We start from the raw sequence: 17,572 nt of genomic DNA, 5'->3' as shown, positions 1-17,572 counted from the left end.
GTCATCGGCTCAGGTCAGCTCCGTCACGGGCACCCGGCGGAAGGTGATGGTCTCGTAGGCGCTGAAGTCGCCGGTCTCGTACAGCAGTCCCACGGTGTCCGCGTCGACGCGCACGAGGTCGGAGTACGCGGCGGGCAGGCCGTCCACGGTGTGGGCCGGGCGCCAGGTGGTGCCGCCGTCGGTGGAGGCGCGGATCGTCATCAGGGCGCGGAAGCCCGGGTCGGCCGGGCCGGAGTAGAGCAGCACGTCGGGGTCGCGGAGTTGGAGGACGCTCGCCTGGCACACGGGAGCGGACAGGCCCGCCTGCGGACGGAAGGGTTTCACCAGGGTCTGGCCGCCGTCGATCGAGTGGGCGTCGGCGCGGGTGCCCGGCGACGGGGAGTCGTTGCGGGTGTTGAAGTACACGCGGCCGTCGGGGAGTTCGGCGGCGGTGGTCTCGTTGGCGTTGATGTAGCCGTCGGTGTTGTCGTCGACGTAGCCGATCCGCCAGGTCGCGCCCTGGTCGTCGCTGAGCAGGCAGTGGCCGCCGTTGTATCTGCCCTCGGTGCCGTTGTCCGTGCCGGTGGGCGGCAGGGAGTGGTTGGCGGGGACGACGATCCGGCCCGTGCTCAGCTGGAGCGCATGGCCGGGGGTGGTGGCGTACCAGCGCCAGTGCGGCTCCTTCGTCTCCTGGGTGATCTCCTTCGGCGCGGACCAGGTGAGGCCGTCGTCGTCGCTGTGCTGCACCCAGACCCGGCGCCCGTCGGCCGCGCTCACCTTGCCGCGCCGGATGGCGTCCTCGGTGGCGAGGGCGGCGTTGCGTACGTGCACGAGGAGGACGCGGCCGGTGTCGAGGACGACGGGGGCCGGGTTGCCGGCGAGGGCGTCGCCGTTCTTCGCGGCGACCAGGAGCGGGCTCCAGGTCCGGCCGCCGTCCGTGGAGCGCTTGAGTACGACGTCGATGTTCCCGAAGTCGTCCCGGGAGCCGACGCGGCCCTCGCAGAAGGCGAGCAGGGTGCCGATGGGGGTGCCCCCGCTCGAGCGGAGCCGAGAGTGGGGGAGGGTGGCGACGACGGCGGGGATCCGGAAGCTGGCGTATCCCTCCCGGCCCGCGCGGAAGGGGACGCTCGTTTTGGTCATCGGCGGGTTCCTCCGGGCGTTCGACGACGGTACGGATGACCGGTCCATCTGCCCAAGCCGGGCGAATTCGTGGTGAATTCCACATCACGAGTGACCGGTTGGGGCAGGATGCGGTCGCATGGATGCCGTACGGGTCGCGCTGCTTCGGGAAGTGCTCGCCGGGACGGAATGGCTGGGCGCCACGCGGCGGTTCGCCTGTGCGCTGCGGGGGTCGGTGGTTTCGCACGGCGGCGGGCTGCTGCTCGTCGGCACGCCGGAGTACGAGCCGTGGCACCTGGCGGCGCATCTGGTGGACGAGGCGGCGTGGTCGGGCACGCCGGAGCTGGCCCCGACGCTGGTACGGCATGACGCGCGCCCCTCGGATCCGGCGCATCTGGCGGTCGGCCTCGGGCGGCTGGAGGCGGCCCGGCGGGGCGAGACACTGCTGCTGGTGTCCCCCGAGGGGCCTGCCGCACCTCTCCTCGAACGGGTGTCCGACGCGCGGCGCGCCGGGGCGACGGTGCTGTCCCTCGGTCCCGGTGAGGGCGAGCTGCCGGCCATGGCCCATGAGGCGCTGGCCGTCCCCGAGGGCTCGGAGCTGGACCTGGACACGGTCCAGCACCTGGTCAGCGCGGCGGCCGGGGAGAACGCCCTGCCGACGCCACGCGGCCGCCGCCGCTTCCGGGACAGGGTGTCGAGGCTGGCGGAATACCTGACGGCCCCGCCGCCGGCGCGCTGGTAGGACCGGCTTCGCCGGTGGTGCGGCTGCGCGAACGGCGCGCAGCCGCCGGGGTACGCAGCCGCCGGGATGCGCCTACTCGTCGTTGCGGCCGCCCGCCGGGGCGTCGTGCCACTTGGGGTCGTTCTCCCACTGGAGGTTGCGTGCGCGGGCGGTCTCCATCGCGTGTTCGGCTTCCGCGCGGGAGGCGTACGGTCCGAACCGGTCCTTGCCCGGGCACTCCGGCCCCTCCTCGACCTTCTTGTGCTCCAGGCAGTAGTACCACTCGCCCGGCTTGCCGACCGTCCGCTTCTTGAACAGGGCCATGACCAGCTCCTCTCGCCACCGTCATGTTCCCCCATGGCCGCTGGTTAGACTCGCTGGCATGTCTGGCCAGTCGCTGCTCGTCCCGGGGGAGCTGTCCCCCACCCGTCCCGTGCCCGGAAACATCCGTCGCCCCGAGTACGTCGGCAAGCCCGCGCCGACGCCCTACACCGGACCGGAGGTGCAGACGCCCGAGACGATCGAGGCGATGCGGTTCGCCGGCCGGATCGCCGCCCGGGCGATGGCAGAGGCCGCGAAACTGATCGCCCCGGGGGTGACCACGGACGAGCTGGACAAGGTGGCGCACGAGTACATGTGCGACCACGGCGCCTATCCCTCCACGCTCGGCTACCGGGGCTTCCCGAAGTCGCTGTGCACGTCGGTCAACGAGGTCATCTGCCACGGCATCCCGGACTCGACGGTCCTGCGCGACGGCGACATCGTCAACCTCGACGTGACGGCGTACATCGGCGGTGTGCACGGCGACAACAACGCGACCTACCTGGTCGGTGACGTCGACGAGGAGTCGCGGCTGCTGGTCGAGCGGACCCGGGAGTCCCTCGGCCGGGCGATCAAGGCGGTCAAGCCGGGCCGGCAGATCAACATCATCGGCCGGGTCATCGAGTCGTACGCCAAGCGCTTCGGCTACGGGGTGGTCCGGGACTTCACCGGCCACGGCATCAACAGCTCGTTCCACTCGGGCCTGATCATCCCGCACTACGACAGCCCGCACGCGACGACGGTCATCCAGCCCGGGATGACGTTCACGATCGAGCCGATGCTGACGCTCGGGACACACGAGTACGACATGTGGGACGACGGCTGGACGGTCGTGACGAAGGACCGGAAGCGGACGGCCCAGTTCGAGCACACGCTGGTGGTGACGGAGACGGGCGCGGAGATCCTGACGCTGCCCTGATCATCGATCACCGAGCCCGCCCCGCAAGGGCGGGCTTTCTCTTGTACGCTTTTACCGACAGATCGTCGGCAAATCTCTTGACTTAGGCAAGCCTTACCAAAGAGGATGTGCCCATGGAATCCTTCTCGACCCTCATTCGGACGGCTTCCCGCGAGCAGCACGAGGAGGTCAGGGGCTCGACGTTCCTGAGCGACCTGCTGGGACACAAACTGGGGGTCGACGCGTTCGCCCGCTACACGGAGCAGCTGTGGTTCGTGTACGGGGCACTGGAGTCCGGCGCCGAGCGCCTGGCCGGGGACCCGGTGGCCGGCCCCTTCGTCCGCCCGGAACTGTTCCGGATGGCCTCGCTGGAACAGGATCTGGAGTACCTGCGCGGCCCCGACTGGCGATCGGGCGTCAGCGCGCTGCCCGCCACCCTGGAGTACGCGCGGCGGATCTCCGACTGCGCCCGCACCTGGCCGGCCGGCTACGTCGCCCACCACTACACGCGCTACCTCGGCGACCTCTCCGGCGGGCAGATCATCCGCGACACGGCCGAGAGGACGTGGGGTTTCCCGAAGAAGGGCGACGGGGTCCGCTTCTACGTGTTCGAGCAGATCCCCAACCCGGCCGCCTTCAAGCGGGGTTACTGGGAGCTGCTGGACGCGGTGCCCGGTGACGAGCTGGAGCGGCAGCGGATCGTGTCCGAGTGCAAGCGGGCGTACGCGCTGAACAACGCGGTGTTCCAGGCGCTGGGCGAGGAGTTCCCGCTGTCGGCGTGACCGGACGAAGAATGAGTGGTCACGCCCAGAGGTCCACGTTCGGTACCGCGCACACACGCTGTTCCACCCGTACGACCGCGCACCGCCCGGGTCAGCGTTCGAGGTGGACCCGGCCGCCGACCTCGGTCCATCCGCCCGGCTGGGGCGCGGTCAGGAGCTGGGAGCCCGCGCCCTGGGTGATGTTGAGGGCCCGGCCGAGCCGGTCGGTGAGCAGCAGGGCCGCCGCCCCGGTCGCCTCGTCCTCGTCGATCCCGTCACCGCGTCCGGGGAAGGCCCGGGTCCGCACCCGTCCGGCGGGCTCGTCCTCCCACGCCCAGGCGTACACCCACTCCCCCGGCGGCGGCACGGCCAGATCGTCGACCTCGGCGGCGCTGCCGTACTGCCGCAGGGTGCGCTGCGGCACCCACTCCGCCCGCGCCTCGATCCAGCAGAACTCCCCGTCCTGCCGGGCACCGACCACCCCGGCGGGCGTGACCAGCTCAGGCACGTCGAGCAGCCAGGCCGTCCCGACACACGGGTGCCCGGCGAAGGGCAGGCGCAGGGTCGGCGTGTAGATGTCGATCACACCGCGCTCGGGGTCGTCGACGAACACGGTCTCACTGAACCCGAGTTTCGCGGCGAACTCCTGCCGGTCACTCCGCTCGGGCAGCACCGAACCCTCGCGCACGACACCGAGCTCGTTGCCGTATCCACCGTTCGGCCCGCAGAAGACGCGGAGCACGTCGTAGTCAGTCACGGGGGCATTCAAACATCGCCCGGACGGCCAGGGCGTCCCAGGTGGCCGGACCGCTCCCAGTCGCGATCTTGACCGTCCTTTGACCGCTTCATGAGGGCGATTTTGAGCCACTTAAGCAATCCTTATGTGCCTTAGGTGAGCCTCACCTTCCCCGCCCTCCTGGAGCCCTCATGCGACCCGCCAGAACCGTTTCCGTCGCGATCGCCGCCGCGGCGGCGGCTCTGACCGCCGTCACCGGTTGCACGGAGAAGAGCAGCGCCCAGGAGGGCGACCACGCCGTCCATGTGACGGCGACGGACGACAAGTGCGAGGTGTCGAGGAAGGAGTTCCCGGCGGGGCACGTCGAACTCGCCGTCGAGAACAAGGGTTCCAAGGTCACCGAGGTCTATGTGCTCTTCCCCGACGACCGTGTGGTCACCGAGCGGGAGAACATAGGCCCCGGCACCAAGCAGCGGGTCACCGCCGAGGTGAAGGCCGGCGACTACCAGATCGCCTGCAAGCCCGGGATGAAGGGCGACGGCATCCGCCAGACCGTCAAGGCCACCGGCGGCAAGACGATCCAGCGTGATCCGCGCCTGGACAAGGCCGTTGCGGCCTACCGCGCCTACGCCCAGGCACAGGCCGACGAGACACTGCCCAAGGCCGAAACCTTCGCCCGGGCCGTCAGGGACGGCGACCTGGAGGCCGCGAAGAAGGCGTACGCCCCCTCTCGCATCGGCTGGGAGCGCACCGAGCCGGTCGCCGAGTCCTTCGGCGACATCGACCCCAAGGTCGACGTCCGCGAGGACGGCCTCGAAGCCGACCAGGACCCGGCCACCGACTGGACCGGCTGGCACCGCCTGGAGAAGGCCCTCTGGCAGGACAAGAAGATCGGCGACCGCGAGAAGGAGCTGGCCGATCGGCTGGTCAGCGACCTGAAGGACTGGCAGAGCCGCGTGGGCAAGGCCGAGATCACCCCGACCTCCATGGCCAACGGCGCCAAGGAACTCCTCGACGAGGTCGCCACCGGCAAGGTCACCGGCGAGGAGGAACGCTACTCGCACACCGACCTGGTCGACTTCAAGGCCAACGTCGAGGGCGCGCAGAAGTCGTACGAGCTGCTGAAGCCGGTCGCGCAGGAGAACGACAAGGCCCTCACCACGGAACTGGACAGGCAGTTCGCCGCCCTGAACACGCTGCTCGACAAGTACCGCCCGGACACGGCGTCGTACGACTTCACCTCGTACGACAAGGTCGGCAAGGGCGACCGCAAGGAGCTCTCGGACGCGGTCAACGCGCTGGCGGAGCCCCTGTCGAAGCTCGCTGCCGCGGTCGTGAAGTAGAGGGCCGCGCCCATGACGGACACCAGCAACGGCAACCACACACCGTCCCCCTCCCGGCGCTCCCTGCTCGGCTGGGGCGGCGCGGGTCTGACACTCGGCGCCGCCGCGGCGGGCGGAGCGGTGGCGATGGCCCGTACGGAGGAGGACCCCGCGCCGGACGCCGGAACCGCGATCGCCTTCCACGGCTCGCACCAGGCGGGCATCGCCACGCCCGTCCAGGACCGGCTGCACTTCGCCGCGTTCGACGTGACGACCGAAGACCGGGCGGAGTTCGTCCAGTTGCTGAAGGACTGGACGCGGGCCGCCCGCCGCATGACGGCCGGGCAGCCGGTGGGCGAGGGCGGCTACGGCGGCCTGCCCGAGGCACCCCCCGACGACACCGGCGAGGCTCTGGACCTCAAGCCCTCCCGCCTGACCCTCACGATCGGCTTCGGCCCGAGTCTGTTCGGGAAGTTCGGCCTGGCGGAGCGACGACCGGCCGCCCTGGTGGACCTGCCGAAGTTCGCGGGCGACAACCTGGACAAGGACCGCAGCGGAGGCGACCTGTGCGTCCAGGCCTGCGCGGACGACCCGCAGGTCGCCGTGCACGCCATCCGCAACCTGGCCCGCATCGGCTTCGGCAAGGTCGTCATCCGCTGGTCGCAGCTCGGCTTCGGCAAGACGTCGTCGACGACACCCGAGGCGCAGACACCGCGCAACCTGATGGGCTTCAAGGACGGCACCCGCAACATCGCGGGCACGGAGACGGACCGGCTGAAGAAGTTCGTGTGGGTGGCCGAGAAGGACGGTCCGGCCTGGATGACGAACGGCTCCTACCTCGTCGCCCGCCGTATCCGCATGCACATCGAGACGTGGGACCGCACCTCGCTCCAGGAGCAGGAGGACATCTTCGGCCGTGACAAGGGCGAGGGTGCCCCGGTCGGCAAGGCGAAGGAGCGCGACGAGCCGTTCCTGAAGGCGATGAAGCCCGACGCGCACGTCCGGCTCGCGCACCCCGACGCCAACCACGGGGCGACGATCCTGCGCCGGGGCTACTCCTTCACCGACGGCACGGACGGACTGGGCCGCCTGGACGCGGGCCTGTTCTTCCTGGCCTACCAGCGGGACGTCCGCAAGGGCTTCATCACGATCCAGCGCAACCTGGCCACGGACGCGCTCAACGAGTACATCCAGCACGTGGGTTCGGCGCTCTTCGCGATCCCGCCAGGCGTTCGCGACAAGGACGACTGGTGGGGCCGGACGCTGTTCTCCGAGGAGGCGTAGACCCGATGTTCTCCAACTACCTGATCGGTCTGCGCGAGGGGCTCGAGGCGAGCCTCGTCGTCTGCATCCTCATCGCCTACCTGGTCAAGACGGACCGCAGGGACGCCCTCAAACCCATCTGGACCGGCATCGGTGTCGCCGTCGCCCTCGCGCTGGGCTTCGGCTCCGCACTCGAATTCGGCTCCCAGGAGCTGACGTTCCAGGCGCAGGAGGCGCTCGGCGGGTCCCTGTCGATCCTCGCGGTCGCTCTGGTGACGTGGATGGTGTTCTGGATGCGGCGCACCGCCCGGCATCTGAAATCGGAGCTGCACGGGAGGCTGGACGCGGCTCTCGCCATGGGTACGGGAGCGCTGGTCGCCACGGCGTTCCTGGCCGTGGGCCGGGAAGGCCTGGAGACGGCCCTGTTCGTCTGGGCCTCGGTCCACGCGGCGAGCGACGGCACGCCGCGGCCCCTGCTCGGTGTCGGGCTGGGCCTGTTGACGGCGATCCTCCTGGGCTGGCTGTTCTACCGGGGCGCCCTGCGTATCGATCTCGCCCGGTTCTTCACGTGGACCGGCGGCATGCTGGTCGTCGTCGCGGCGGGCGTACTGGCGTACGGCTTCCACGACCTCCAGGAGGCGGACTTCCTGCCCGGCCTCAACGACAAGGCCTTCGACATCTCCGGCACGATTCCTCCGGACAGTTGGTACGGCACGCTGCTCAAGGGCGTGTTCAACTTCCAGCCGGACCCGACGGTGCTCCAAGTAGTGGTGTGGCTGCTGTACTTGATCCCGACCCTGGCACTGTTCCTGTCACCGGCGGGTTTCGGACAGCGCCGGACGGCGACAACACCGGCTGGCGACAGCTGAGGCCGGATGGGTCCGCAGCCGGCCCCATCGCGCCGTTGCGAGGACGGACACGCCCGAAGCGGCCCCGTCCCACCACCCGCACGTAGGCGAAACGGCCCGACCTCCCCCAGGCACACCCCCCGCCCAACCGCCGGAGGCACCCGGTAGGGTTCGCCTCCGGAAAGGGGAAGGTGAAGGAACCCGATGAGCAGGGATCGCGACCCTCGAACGCTCCGCAGGTCCGCCCGGAGCGCCCTCATAGCGGCCTCGGTGACCGCTTTGTCGTTGACGGCGAGCGGATGCGTCGTGGTGCACGGCGAGCGGGAGATCCTCCCGTCCACCACCCGCGCCGAAGCCGCCAAGGCCCTCCAGGAGTTCACGACCGCGTACAACGAGGCCGACAAGGCCTACGACGCCTCCCTGGACGCCGACCACACCACCGGCGCCCTGGCCGACATCGACTCGGCACGCCTGAAGGCCGGCAAGACGAACAGCCCGGACGGCAACCCGAACCACACGCCCCTGAAGCTGACGGACGCGAAGTACACGATCCCCAAGAAGGCCGGCTGGCCCCGCTGGTTCCTCGTCGACGCGGCCGGCAACAAGGGCGGCACGGCCCGCTGGCTGCTCGTGTTCACCCGCAGCAGCCTGGACGACCCCTTCCAGGTCGCGTATCTCACCCTCGTCGCACCGGGCAAGGTCCCGGAGTTCAAGAAGGACGCGGACGGCTGGGCCGAGTCCGTCCCGGTGAACTCCACCGGCCTGGCCGCCGCCCCCGGCGACCTGAGCCAGGACTACACGGCCTACCTCAAGAACGGCTCAGACACCTTCGCGGACGGCTCCCACACCAGCCAGTGGCGCGCCCTGCGCAAGAAGAACTCCAAGAAGCCGGGCCTGGCCACCCAGTACATCGACGAACCGCTGACGAACGGCGACTACCAGCCCCTGGCCCTGCGCACGGCGGACGGCGGCGCGCTGGTGTTCTTCACCACACGGCACTTCGAGAAGCAGACGGCCTACGCGGGCACGTCGTTCCCCGTCCCCAACAAGGACGTTCTCGCGCTGACGAAGGGTGAGATCAAGCAGTCCCTCATGATGGAGTTCGTCTCCAACGAGGTGGCGCTGGACCCGCCGAAGGGCAGCGGCGACCAGCAGGTGACGATCCTCGGCCGGATCCAGGGAATGACGTCGGCGGAGGGCTCGTAGGGACAGGACAGAGCCGGGGCGGCTCAGTGCCGCAGCGGCCAGGCCGCCCCGGCGTGGTCGGCGTCCGCACCGGCGTACCGGGCACAGGCCTCGGTCAGAGTCTCCAGCAGGCTCAGCGGATCCGGCAGCGGATGCTCGGGCCCGCGCACCCAGTGCACGGTCTGGTCCTCACCGGGCAGCCGTGCCGGCGGTACGAGGACGTAGGAGCCGCGGCAGTGCCACCGCAGCCCGGGGTGCTCGTCCATCGTCTCGGGGTGGCAGTCCAGTTCGCACGGCCACCACTCGTCCTCGTCCTCGGGCGTCCCGCGGGTGAGGGTGAAGAACAGCATGCGGCCGTCGTCGCTCTCGGCGACGGGCCCGACCTCGACACCGTCGGCGAGCAGCCGCTCCAACGCACTGCGACCGGCGTCGAGGGGCACGTCGAGGACGTCGTGCACCATGCCGGTCGCGGTGATGAAGTTGGCCTGCGGCTGATGGCGGGCCCAGCGTTCGATCTGGGCGCGGTCGGTGGTCGACTGCGTCTGCCAGGCGAAGGACACCGGATGCCGGGCCGGGGTGGGACAGCCGACGCGGTCGCAGGAGCAGCGGTAGCCGGCCGGGTGGGCGGCGGGCGCGAGCGGCAGTCCGGCGCCGGCGGCGGCGAGCAGCAGGTCCTCACGGCCGCCGTCACCGGCGGTCTCCTTCGGCCGGCGCCCGGCGCGCAGCCACTGGGTGAGTTTGCCCTGCAGACCGGTCCGGCCGCGGTACTCCGCGCTCATCTATCCCCTCGCCTCGCTGTCGTGCGGAACAGCATGCCTCATGGTCCCATCTTCCCGCGCGCCGGGGGGCCAGTGCCCACATCCGGGGCAGGAGGGCCGAGACATGCACCGGTGGGGCGAGGCATATGCCCGTGGGGCGAGGCGTACTCCGCACCGCGATCGGGTGTCATTGCCCGCTTTGCCATGACATGCCGCCCTACCGTGGTCGCCATGGTCACAAGGATCGCGCTGACGGGCCTCGCCTCCGCGGTTTGGGTGGTCTCGCTGACCCTCACGGGACCGGCGGCCGGCGTCGCCCCGGCTCTGCCGGCGGGCATCCGTCCGCCGGAGGGACGCACCCGCCCGCTGGAGTGGGGCACCGGCCCCCTCACCGTGGCGGCGCTCCCGCGCATCACGTACGTCGCCCACCGCGGCGGTGCCCGCGAGGTCCCCGAGAACAGCATGACGGGGCTGATGGCCGCCTACGAGCGCGGTACGGCGCAGGTGCTGGACTTCGACACACGGCTGCTGCGCGACGGCACGCCCGTGGTGTTCCACGACGAGACGCTGAACCGCACCACCTACCTGGGCGGCGAGGTGCGCGGCCTCGACGCCCGGGAGTGGCAGGGCGTCCGGCTGCGCCCGAAGGACGCGCTGCCCGGCAGCTGGCGGCCGGAACGGCCGCCGACGGTCGCGGAGGTGCTGGATCGTTTCGGCGGGCGGATCGTGCTGATGCTGGAGGCGAAGGACCCGCGCAGCCTCGACCGGCTGGCCGGGCTGATCCGGGCCCGTGGCCTGAATCGCTCGGTGTTCGTGAACTCCAACGACCCGGAGGTGGCCCGGCGTGCCCATCACCTGGGCCTGCTCGCCCAGTTGTGGCGCTCGGCGCGGCAACTGCGCACGGACCGCCCGGAGCGCTGGCGGCCGTACGTGGACCTGCTGGACGTGGACCACCGGGCGCGTGACGCGGACCTGGTGCGGGCGGTGAAGTCGGGGATCCGGCGCGTGTGGGCGCACACCGTGGTGACGGACGCGCAGCGGGACCGGGTGCTGGCGCTGGGCTGCGACGGGGTGATCACGGACACGCCGGGCCGCCTCGCGCGGGCCGCTCAGCGGGGCGCGAGGCCGTGAAGGGCGTAGTCGACGAGGGTGTCGGTGTACTCGTAGGAGATCGGGCCCGTGTGCTGGAGCCAGCGCTGGGCGAGCGGGGAGATGAAGAACTCCAGGGCGATGCGCGGGTCGATCCCGGGCCGCACCTGCCCGGCGTCCTGTGCGGCGCGCAGCCGGCCGATGTAGAGGTCGAGTGAGGGCTGCATCAGCTTGGCGACGAGCTCGCGTCCGAGCTGCTCGTTGACGACGCCCTCGGCGGCCAGCGCGCGGGACGGCGCCTCGTACCTCGGGTCGCGCAGCTGGTCGACGGTGGCGCGCAGGACGCCCTTGACGTCGGTGGCGAGGTCGCCGGTGTCGGGGAAGACGTACGGCACCGGACCCGCCTCCCGCAGGGACTGCTCGCCCAGATCGAGGAACGCCTCCATCAGCACGTCCGCCTTCGACGACCACCAGCGGTAGATCGTCTGCTTCCCGACACCGGCGCGGGCGGCGATGCCCTCGATGGTGGTCTTCGGGTAGCCGACCTCCACGACGAGCGAGAGGGCGGCGTCGTAGATGGCGCGGCGGGACTTCTCGCTGCGCCGGGTGGAGTCGGGGGCGGGCTTGGCGGGCTGAGCGGACTTCTGTGCGGACATGCGTCGAATTTATCAGATTGACAAGACGGAGCGTCTCGCCGGACAGTGGAGCGGTACGCACGAGACGAACCGTCTCGTCACTGATCGGACGTGGGAAAGGAGCCCGACATGGCCCGAGGCGGAGCCGGAAACCTGCTGGGTGTCGGCGGATCGCGCCAGAAGCTCGGCCGCAAGGCGCTGCGCGGCGGCGGCCGGGGCGGCCGGATCGGCGGCGGCCTCGATCCGCAGGCCCACAAGCGCGAACTGCTGCGCAAGCTCCAGGAAAGGCGACAGCAGCAGGAACGACAGGAGGGCCGTACGACCGACGAGTCCTCGTGAGCCCCCGGGGGGGGGGAGACGGCCCCCTCGCGCGCGGGATCCTCCCGGGGCGTCCGCCGGATGTACTGAAGCGGCCGAGAAACCGCGGCCGACGGACGCCCGGGAGGACCCACGATGCGCGTGTGGACCAGACGACGAGTGCTCACCTCGGCGGCGACGGCCGTCTCGGCGGCGGGTCTCACCGCGACGACGACCCTGCCCGCCCGGGCGGCGGCCGACGAGCTGTACACCTGGCTCCACGACACGGCGGGGGCTGCCTCTCTACGCCGACACGGCGGTGCGGCGGTACGTCCCGTACTGGTACCAGATCGGCACGCAGCTGGGGTACGGCGATGTCCCCACCGGCCATGTGGCGGACCTGATACGCCACCACTCCGGCGGCATCGAGGCGCGCGACTTCGTCCCCCGGGACTTCCCCATGGCCTTCGACGCGGCAGCCATGCCGGACATCGACCGCTGGGTCCGCCGGCACGGCAGCCGGCTGCTGTTCGCCAACGGCACCCAGGACCCTTCCGTGGCCGAGTACTTGACCCCGGCGGCCGCGACTGCGGGGTCCTGCGGGTCCCGGGAGGCAACCACAACGCTGATCAGGACTCGGGCGGCCAGGCGTCGCCCCAGTCCGCGTCCCGGGCCGCCTTGTAGAGATCGCCGTGGCGTTTGGTGACGGTGGTGCGGTGCAGGGACGGTTCGGTCTCGCACAGGTCGAGGAGGACCTGGCCCTTGCGGATCTGCGGGCGCCGCACGACACGGGAGGGCGCCGGGGTGATGGGGAAGCGGACGGCGGCTACGTAGCTGAACTTCTCGTCCTCGTAGGCGAGGGAGCCGCCCTTGACCTGGCGGTGCAGGGAGGAGCGGCTGACCCGGGCGGAGAAGTGGCACCAGTCCGTGCCCGGGGCGATGGGGCAGGCGGCGCTGTGCGGGCAGGGGGCGGCGACGTGGAAGCCGGCGTCGACCAGCCGGTCGCGGGCCTCGATGACGCGGGCGTAGCCGTCGGGGGTGCCCGGTTCGACGATCACCACGGCCTGGGCCGCGGCCGCGGCGGCGTCGACGAGGGCGGTGCGGTCGGGGGCGGTCAACTCGTTGAGGACGTAGGAGACAGTGACGAGATCAGTGCTCTCCAGGGTGAGCGCCGCTCCGATCCGAGAGCGCTGCCACCGTACGTCCCGCAGGGCCGGGTCGGCCGCGGCGATCTCCCGGCCGAGCGCGAGCGCGGGCTCGGCCCAGTCGAGCACGGTGACGGGCCGCTTCCCGCCCCAGGTCGCGCTCACCGCCCAGGCCGCGGCACCCGTACCGCCGCCGACGTCGGTGTGCGATCCGGGCACCCACGCGGGCGCCGCCTCGGCGAACGCCTCCAGCGCCGACCGCACCGCCTCGAAGGTCGCGGGCATGCGGTAAGCGGCATAGGCGGCGACATCGGCCCGGTCACGGAGGATGGGAGCGTCGGTCGGGGTGGCCCCGCGGTAGCTGGCGATCAGCCGCTCGACCGCCTGCGCGGCCTGCCGGGGCGGCAGCCCGTCGAGCAGACCGGCGAGGGCGGCGCGGAGGGTTTCGGCCGGGGGTGCGGGGGCGTTCACCCGGCGATTCTACGAGGCCCCGAGCCCGGAGACTCACCCGTCCGGACCGGTCGGACTGTGCACGTGGCGCGGTCGGCATGACGCTGGAGGCCAAGTTCTCGCGTCGAGCTCACAGCTGTCCAGGAGCGTGATCATGGCCCGGAACCGCCGTCTGACCTGAGCTCGCCGTCCGAAGTCTGGCGCCTGCTGTGCGACGGCCACCGCTACGGGGAGTGGGTGACAGGAACCCAGCAGGTCCTCGCCGCGGACCCGCACTGGCCAGAGGTGGGCGCCCGGCTGAAGGTCCGCGTCGGCACCGGCCTGCCTTCTCACCCTCGACGACACCTGTCTCGTCCGCGTATGCGAACCGCCGCACCGCCTGGAAGTGGAGGCCAAGGCAGATCCCTTCGGCGCGGCCCACATCGCCATGAGGTTGCTCCCCTGGGGCGAGCACACCCTCATCACCGTTCATTGGCGCCCCCTCCGGGGCCCCGGCACCCGGATGCACGGACTCCCCGTTGATTACATCGTCGCGGTCCGCAACGGCATGATGCTGACGAAGCTGGCTCGGACCGCGGTGCGCGAGCGTGACGGGGGCGTTTGAGGCACTGCCGCACGGCCCCGGGTGCCGAGACTGTCCGATCGCGGATGCCGATGGTGCCGCCGTCGCCGGTTGTGTGACCGGCGACCAGCTCCACGAGGAGCATCGGCGGGATCGGCGCGCCCTGACCCGGAGACCCGTAGGCGGCCCTTCTTCTGGTGCCTCCGGCACGATTCCAACCCGTGACACCCGCTTTAAGGAGTTCGATCCATGCTCAGCCCGGCTGTGTCGTCGTCCGGGCGCGGTAGCTGCGCCGGGCCGTGCATGGGTGCCTGCGTCCGGCGCTGTTGATGTCACTCGTGGATGTCAGATCGCCCTATCCGCAGAGGTTTCTCTTGGCGATCAGTGATGGTGAACTCCATCCACTCGATGCCGGCGACACTGAAGCTGGCTCCGACGTTAGAGGACGCGATGCCCTCGAACTCATGACGTACGCCTGCCTCTGGGCTGCTGAGGGTCCAGGGCGTCGCGACCCTCCATGCCCACTGAAGGGTGGTGAGAAGCGCATCCTCCGGGGCGGAACGACGGAGGGGAGAGACGAACCGCAGCTCGGCCAGCTCCGGGTACTTCCAGTACCGCTCGTAACTTTCGATCTCGACGGTGTGCGGCAACAGCTCTCCGATGCGGCCGACCACTCGCTCGGCACCGCGGCGGTGGGCCACGTGCGCGTAGCAGCGCCAACGGATCGTCTCGAACATGCTGACACTGTAGGGCTCTTGCAGAACTGTGCCGTGGCCTCTTCCGGCCCAGCTTGCCAGCCCCTCAGAGATGGCGCTTGGACGCTCTGACCAGTCGGCTGATCTCGTCGCGGGTCTTTACCCTGCGCTGGTCGAGCTCGGTCCTGCTATCCGTCTTGGGCAGCGCTGCAACGTCCGACAGTACGGTTTCTGCCGCCTGGCTCAAGGCCTCGTCATCGGTGAGCATCTGCACCCGGAATAGGGCTTCTTGAGCGTTGGAGCGCAGGTCGTAGGCGCGGACTTTCACCACGCCGGGGTCCTCGTGTGGTGGTTGTTCATGTTCGCAGAACCAGAGATGCACCAGGCAGCGGCGGTAGTTGATGAGTGCGCCGGCGTAGGCGGAGTAGGCATCGAGCCGCTCCTGCCGGAGCCTCTCATGGCGGGTGAACTGATGACCCTTGTCGGTGGTGCGCTGCTGAAACGCCAGGGTGAGCCCTGAGCCGAGCAGGGTTCCCAGAACGGCGATGGCACTGGCAATGATGGTCTCCACACCCCCAAGCTGACCACGTATCACCGACCGGACGCAGTACAGGCCCTACTCTCACGCCAACACGCCTTCCAACTGTGTTGGTGGGGTCTTGTGCTGTGTGCGGGGGCGTTCACCTGCGATCAGAGATGGCCGGGCTCCGTGCCGCAGCGGGTTCGGGGGCTTGCCTGAACGGTCGTGAACGCGTCTGAATGAGACGGAAACTGAGACGGTCAGGGCTGGGGTCACATTCTCGTACCATCGTTCTTCAGCTGCGACTCTCCTTCCAGTCAGCGAGCGGCCGCTGATCCGCTCCTGCTTGAAACCGGAGTGCCTGGGGGAGCGTCGGTCTTACGGGTGACCTCTTCTGAAGTCAGGGGACGGGCGGGCATGGGCAAGCGGACCTTTGCGCGAAATGTTGCAGCCATTACTGGGGGGTTTCCTCCTGCTCGGTTTGGGGTTGCTCGCCGTCGGTGTCTTGCTGCTCCTGCTAGCTGTCCGGGGCATCGGAACGTGGGTCGGGGGCGCCGTGAGCATGGCAGTCGGTGTAATTCTTCTCGTCAATGCTGGCGTGATGGCCTCCCGCCTCAGTGACCCGCCGACGAAGATCGGCCGCAAGTCCAAGGCCGGCCCTGCCGCGCCGCGAACGGGTGCCGAGAGGCGCGCTCCCAGGATCCGCGCCTCTCACGAGCGCTCTGTACGGGATGCCGCCTTTCTGGTTACAGTCACCGGCCGAACTCGCGCATCCGAGCCTGAACCTGAAGAGGTCCGGGATCACCGTGCGGGACAAATGGCCGCGTCCTGATGGCCAGTCCAGCTGGAAGGTCCGGATCACACTGGAGTGGGAGGACATCGCCAGCCTGGTGCTTGACTACGGAACTCACGATTCCGTCCAGTCACTCTGGGCGGTGCCCTGCCAGGGACGTCAACGGCAGCACATTGTGGACTCCCGCACCTTCACGAAAGACCAATGGAAGTACCTGGCCCTCAGCTTTTCCTCTCTGACCGGTGGCCGTTTGAGTATCGACCTCACCGAACTCAACGCTCCGGGCCCGCTGCGCGATTCATGAACGAGAATTCCTATTTCCCTGGCTTAACTAGCATTCGGAGCGCCCGGAACGCCGCTGAGCGGGACACGGCCAATCTCAGCTCGGGAAGCTCGGGTCCTACGGGTTCGATAGGCTTGCTGACCTGCTGCGGAGCGGCGTGATGACATGTGGTCGTGCTGGGTGAGTGACCGCTGTTCCCCGTGGTTTCCCCGCACTATCTGGCACGGCTCTGGCACGCTGCTTACCGCGGCCCCGGCGGCTTGGGGACATCCTTGTCCATCAGCGCGTTGATGAACTCGACCGCGAACCGGTGTGATTCGGGGGACACGTCCGTGGGCTCGCTGGCGTACCAGCGGAAGGTCTCCAGTTCTCGCTCGGCCTCGTTCAACCAGCGGGCCAGGCGGTGAAGCTCCCCTGCGCTGAGCCTGATGGCGGCCTGATGAACCCGCGTCTCATCTGGCCCGGCGTAGGTCTCCAGAGCCATGACGGCCAGCTGCACCACGTCCGGCGCGAAGACGGACTGGCAGAGGTCGCGAGTTTCAGGAGAGACCGGCATACGCCGAGAATGCGGTGTCCAGGATGGGTAGGGCAACAAAGACTCGTCGTGGGCTGTCGCACCCCTGAAGCTGGCAGGACTGTCGCACGTGACCTCTTCGTCCCGAAGTACCTTGGGCTGGGGCGCTGCTTTGGGCTGGTGTGGCACTCACCTGCGCTGATGGTCCGCAGACGTTCGCGCTCGTCCGCCGCTGTTCGTGGGCGTTGTCACGCAGTTAGACACTCACCGCTCAACGGCCAATCGCGAACAGGGCCGTTGTCAGTGCCGGCCTTCAGGGTCCCAAGCGTGCGGTCGGCTTCCGGGGGCTCCAGCTCTGAAGGGAACTGCGAAGCAACTTGGATGTGGTCGCCCTCGCACGGACCACGGACGGCCCCGGCCCTTAAATAAGATGCGGGCAGGCCTTGATTGAGTCCGCCCGATCGGCCTACGCCGGCACCGTCCTGGGTCGCTGAGTCTCGCTTCTGTCCCTCGCCGCCGCTTTGAACGGCTCAGCGGCAGGGTGCCCGACTGGCCGACACCCTGCCGAGCCGGGGCTGCCGACTAGCCTCGCGCTTTCATGAACGTGCTCGTCCATGCCTTGATCAAATAAGCGGAGAGTGCTCCTGACCTGCAACGATGGGACTTGTCGAGGGTCCT

Annotated in this window: 21 protein-coding genes; 12 read left to right on the top strand and 9 right to left on the bottom strand. The window is 69.8% G+C overall.

The genetic code is table 11. The features are described 5' to 3' along the window. Nucleotides 1-9: 9 nt before the first annotated feature. Nucleotides 10-1,119 carry an exo-alpha-sialidase gene (locus ACIBNA_RS35620; protein ID WP_399169324.1) on the bottom strand — a complete coding sequence of 370 codons (1,110 nt, stop codon included), beginning with the start codon at nucleotides 1,117-1,119 and terminating at the stop codon, nucleotides 10-12. Between the two features lie 118 nt (nucleotides 1,120-1,237). Here ACIBNA_RS35620 and ACIBNA_RS35615 point away from each other — a divergent pair, with 118 nt between their 5' ends. Beyond that, nucleotides 1,238-1,840, top strand: coding sequence for a hypothetical protein (locus ACIBNA_RS35615; RefSeq protein WP_399169323.1), 603 nt, complete (start codon nucleotides 1,238-1,240; stop codon nucleotides 1,838-1,840). Between the two features lie 72 nt (nucleotides 1,841-1,912). On the opposite strand, the gene ACIBNA_RS35610 is transcribed toward ACIBNA_RS35615, so the two are convergent. Further along, nucleotides 1,913-2,143, bottom strand: coding sequence for a hypothetical protein (locus ACIBNA_RS35610; protein ID WP_399169322.1), 231 nt, complete (start codon nucleotides 2,141-2,143; stop codon nucleotides 1,913-1,915). A gap of 58 nt (nucleotides 2,144-2,201) precedes the next feature. Between ACIBNA_RS35610 and map the strand changes: the two genes are divergently transcribed. Then, nucleotides 2,202-3,059, top strand: a complete 858-nt coding sequence (gene map / locus ACIBNA_RS35605; RefSeq protein WP_399169321.1) for a type I methionyl aminopeptidase — start codon at nucleotides 2,202-2,204, stop codon at nucleotides 3,057-3,059. A gap of 113 nt (nucleotides 3,060-3,172) precedes the next feature. Continuing rightward, nucleotides 3,173-3,820 carry a heme oxygenase (biliverdin-producing) gene (locus tag ACIBNA_RS35600; RefSeq protein WP_399169320.1) on the top strand — a complete coding sequence of 216 codons (648 nt, stop codon included), beginning with the start codon at nucleotides 3,173-3,175 and terminating at the stop codon, nucleotides 3,818-3,820. A 91-nt stretch (nucleotides 3,821-3,911) separates the two neighbouring features. Here the strand turns inward: ACIBNA_RS35600 and ACIBNA_RS35595 are convergent, their stop codons facing one another. After that, the gene (locus ACIBNA_RS35595; RefSeq protein WP_399169319.1) at nucleotides 3,912-4,556 is read right to left on the bottom strand and encodes a PhzF family phenazine biosynthesis protein; all 645 of its coding nucleotides are present in this window, start codon (nucleotides 4,554-4,556) and stop codon (nucleotides 3,912-3,914) included. 170 nt (nucleotides 4,557-4,726) lie between these two features. Here ACIBNA_RS35595 and efeO point away from each other — a divergent pair, with 170 nt between their 5' ends. From efeO to ACIBNA_RS35575, 4 genes are all read left to right on the top strand, one after another. Beyond that, the gene (gene efeO, locus ACIBNA_RS35590) at nucleotides 4,727-5,878 is read left to right on the top strand and encodes an iron uptake system protein EfeO (RefSeq protein WP_399169318.1); all 1,152 of its coding nucleotides are present in this window, start codon (nucleotides 4,727-4,729) and stop codon (nucleotides 5,876-5,878) included. A gap of 12 nt (nucleotides 5,879-5,890) precedes the next feature. Further along, nucleotides 5,891-7,141: an iron uptake transporter deferrochelatase/peroxidase subunit gene (gene efeB, locus ACIBNA_RS35585; RefSeq protein ID WP_399169317.1), complete on the top strand. Its 1,251-nt coding sequence runs from the start codon at nucleotides 5,891-5,893 to the stop codon at nucleotides 7,139-7,141. Between the two features lie 5 nt (nucleotides 7,142-7,146). Further along, the gene (gene efeU, locus ACIBNA_RS35580; RefSeq protein WP_399169316.1) at nucleotides 7,147-7,989 is read left to right on the top strand and encodes an iron uptake transporter permease EfeU; all 843 of its coding nucleotides are present in this window, start codon (nucleotides 7,147-7,149) and stop codon (nucleotides 7,987-7,989) included. 183 nt (nucleotides 7,990-8,172) lie between these two features. Then, nucleotides 8,173-9,174, top strand: coding sequence for a hypothetical protein (locus ACIBNA_RS35575; RefSeq protein WP_399169315.1), 1,002 nt, complete (start codon nucleotides 8,173-8,175; stop codon nucleotides 9,172-9,174). A 23-nt stretch (nucleotides 9,175-9,197) separates the two neighbouring features. Here ACIBNA_RS35575 and ACIBNA_RS35570 read toward each other — a convergent pair whose 3' ends face one another. Further along, nucleotides 9,198-9,932, bottom strand: a complete 735-nt coding sequence (locus tag ACIBNA_RS35570) for a bifunctional DNA primase/polymerase (protein ID WP_399169314.1) — start codon at nucleotides 9,930-9,932, stop codon at nucleotides 9,198-9,200. A gap of 210 nt (nucleotides 9,933-10,142) precedes the next feature. On the opposite strand from ACIBNA_RS35570, the gene ACIBNA_RS35565 reads away from it, so the two are divergent. Then, complete coding sequence (locus tag ACIBNA_RS35565; RefSeq protein ID WP_399169313.1) at nucleotides 10,143-11,042, top strand: glycerophosphodiester phosphodiesterase; 900 nt, start codon at nucleotides 10,143-10,145, stop codon at nucleotides 11,040-11,042. On the opposite strand, the gene ACIBNA_RS35560 is transcribed toward ACIBNA_RS35565, so the two are convergent. Continuing rightward, nucleotides 11,021-11,656 (bottom strand): TetR/AcrR family transcriptional regulator, encoded by a 636-nt coding sequence (locus ACIBNA_RS35560; protein ID WP_399169312.1) that lies wholly within the window; start codon nucleotides 11,654-11,656, stop codon nucleotides 11,021-11,023. The genes ACIBNA_RS35565 and ACIBNA_RS35560 overlap by 22 nt on opposite strands. A 108-nt stretch (nucleotides 11,657-11,764) precedes the next feature. On the opposite strand from ACIBNA_RS35560, the gene ACIBNA_RS35555 reads away from it, so the two are divergent. Both ACIBNA_RS35555 and ACIBNA_RS35550 read left to right on the top strand, forming a co-directional pair. Further along, on the top strand, nucleotides 11,765-11,974 hold the full coding sequence (locus ACIBNA_RS35555; protein WP_399169311.1) for a DUF6243 family protein: 210 nt from the start codon (nucleotides 11,765-11,767) through the stop codon (nucleotides 11,972-11,974). Nucleotides 11,975-12,251: 277 nt separating this feature from the next. After that, nucleotides 12,252-12,638, top strand: coding sequence for a hypothetical protein (locus ACIBNA_RS35550; protein ID WP_399169309.1), 387 nt, complete (start codon nucleotides 12,252-12,254; stop codon nucleotides 12,636-12,638). Here the strand turns inward: ACIBNA_RS35550 and ACIBNA_RS35545 are convergent. After that, nucleotides 12,562-13,548, bottom strand: coding sequence for a small ribosomal subunit Rsm22 family protein (locus ACIBNA_RS35545; protein WP_399169308.1), 987 nt, complete (start codon nucleotides 13,546-13,548; stop codon nucleotides 12,562-12,564). The two genes, ACIBNA_RS35550 and ACIBNA_RS35545, sit on opposite strands and share 77 nt — an antisense overlap. Before the next feature lie 364 nt (nucleotides 13,549-13,912). On the opposite strand from ACIBNA_RS35545, the gene ACIBNA_RS35540 reads away from it, so the two are divergent. Continuing rightward, nucleotides 13,913-14,131 (top strand): hypothetical protein, encoded by a 219-nt coding sequence (locus tag ACIBNA_RS35540; RefSeq protein ID WP_399169307.1) that lies wholly within the window; start codon nucleotides 13,913-13,915, stop codon nucleotides 14,129-14,131. Nucleotides 14,132-14,421: 290 nt separating this feature from the next. Here ACIBNA_RS35540 and ACIBNA_RS35535 read toward each other — a convergent pair whose 3' ends face one another. Continuing rightward, on the bottom strand, nucleotides 14,422-14,826 hold the full coding sequence (locus ACIBNA_RS35535; protein ID WP_399169306.1) for a hypothetical protein: 405 nt from the start codon (nucleotides 14,824-14,826) through the stop codon (nucleotides 14,422-14,424). A 64-nt stretch (nucleotides 14,827-14,890) separates the two neighbouring features. Then, nucleotides 14,891-15,355, bottom strand: a complete 465-nt coding sequence (locus ACIBNA_RS35530; RefSeq protein WP_399169305.1) for a hypothetical protein — start codon at nucleotides 15,353-15,355, stop codon at nucleotides 14,891-14,893. Between the two features lie 680 nt (nucleotides 15,356-16,035). Between ACIBNA_RS35530 and ACIBNA_RS35525 the strand changes: the two genes are divergently transcribed. Further along, nucleotides 16,036-16,401 (top strand): hypothetical protein, encoded by a 366-nt coding sequence (locus ACIBNA_RS35525; protein WP_399169304.1) that lies wholly within the window; start codon nucleotides 16,036-16,038, stop codon nucleotides 16,399-16,401. Between the two features lie 220 nt (nucleotides 16,402-16,621). On the opposite strand, the gene ACIBNA_RS35520 is transcribed toward ACIBNA_RS35525, so the two are convergent. Continuing rightward, nucleotides 16,622-16,936, bottom strand: coding sequence for a hypothetical protein (locus ACIBNA_RS35520; protein ID WP_399169303.1), 315 nt, complete (start codon nucleotides 16,934-16,936; stop codon nucleotides 16,622-16,624). Between the last annotated feature and the right edge of the window lie 636 nt (nucleotides 16,937-17,572).

Source organism: Streptomyces sp. NPDC050164 (genome assembly GCF_044459945.1).
GTDB classification, from domain to species: domain Bacteria; phylum Actinomycetota; class Actinomycetes; order Streptomycetales; family Streptomycetaceae; genus Streptomyces; species Streptomyces coeruleorubidus_A.
The sequence above is the reverse complement of the archived record's forward strand: the minus strand, read 5'-3'. Positions and strand labels throughout refer to the sequence as shown.

Bases quoted from the DNA above. Each gene is read 5' to 3' on its own strand.
- efeO (WP_399169318.1), top strand. From the start codon at position 4,727: ATGCGACCCGCCAGAACCGTTTCCGTCGCGATCGCCGCCGCGGCGGCG.
- efeB (WP_399169317.1), top strand. From the start codon at position 5,891: ATGACGGACACCAGCAACGGCAACCACACACCGTCCCCCTCCCGGCGC.
- ACIBNA_RS35560 (WP_399169312.1), bottom strand. From the start codon at position 11,656: ATGTCCGCACAGAAGTCCGCTCAGCCCGCCAAGCCCGCCCCCGACTCC.
- ACIBNA_RS35575 (WP_399169315.1), top strand. From the start codon at position 8,173: ATGAGCAGGGATCGCGACCCTCGAACGCTCCGCAGGTCCGCCCGGAGC.
- ACIBNA_RS35520 (WP_399169303.1), bottom strand. From the start codon at position 16,936: ATGCCGGTCTCTCCTGAAACTCGCGACCTCTGCCAGTCCGTCTTCGCG.
- efeU (WP_399169316.1), top strand. From the start codon at position 7,147: ATGTTCTCCAACTACCTGATCGGTCTGCGCGAGGGGCTCGAGGCGAGC.
- ACIBNA_RS35600 (WP_399169320.1), top strand. From the start codon at position 3,173: ATGGAATCCTTCTCGACCCTCATTCGGACGGCTTCCCGCGAGCAGCAC.
- ACIBNA_RS35525 (WP_399169304.1), top strand. From the start codon at position 16,036: ATGCCGCCTTTCTGGTTACAGTCACCGGCCGAACTCGCGCATCCGAGC.
- ACIBNA_RS35615 (WP_399169323.1), top strand. From the start codon at position 1,238: ATGGATGCCGTACGGGTCGCGCTGCTTCGGGAAGTGCTCGCCGGGACG.
- ACIBNA_RS35555 (WP_399169311.1), top strand. From the start codon at position 11,765: ATGGCCCGAGGCGGAGCCGGAAACCTGCTGGGTGTCGGCGGATCGCGC.
- ACIBNA_RS35535 (WP_399169306.1), bottom strand. From the start codon at position 14,826: ATGTTCGAGACGATCCGTTGGCGCTGCTACGCGCACGTGGCCCACCGC.
- ACIBNA_RS35620 (WP_399169324.1), bottom strand. From the start codon at position 1,119: ATGACCAAAACGAGCGTCCCCTTCCGCGCGGGCCGGGAGGGATACGCC.
- ACIBNA_RS35565 (WP_399169313.1), top strand. From the start codon at position 10,143: ATGGTCACAAGGATCGCGCTGACGGGCCTCGCCTCCGCGGTTTGGGTG.
- map (WP_399169321.1), top strand. From the start codon at position 2,202: ATGTCTGGCCAGTCGCTGCTCGTCCCGGGGGAGCTGTCCCCCACCCGT.
- ACIBNA_RS35610 (WP_399169322.1), bottom strand. From the start codon at position 2,143: ATGGCCCTGTTCAAGAAGCGGACGGTCGGCAAGCCGGGCGAGTGGTAC.
- ACIBNA_RS35570 (WP_399169314.1), bottom strand. From the start codon at position 9,932: ATGAGCGCGGAGTACCGCGGCCGGACCGGTCTGCAGGGCAAACTCACC.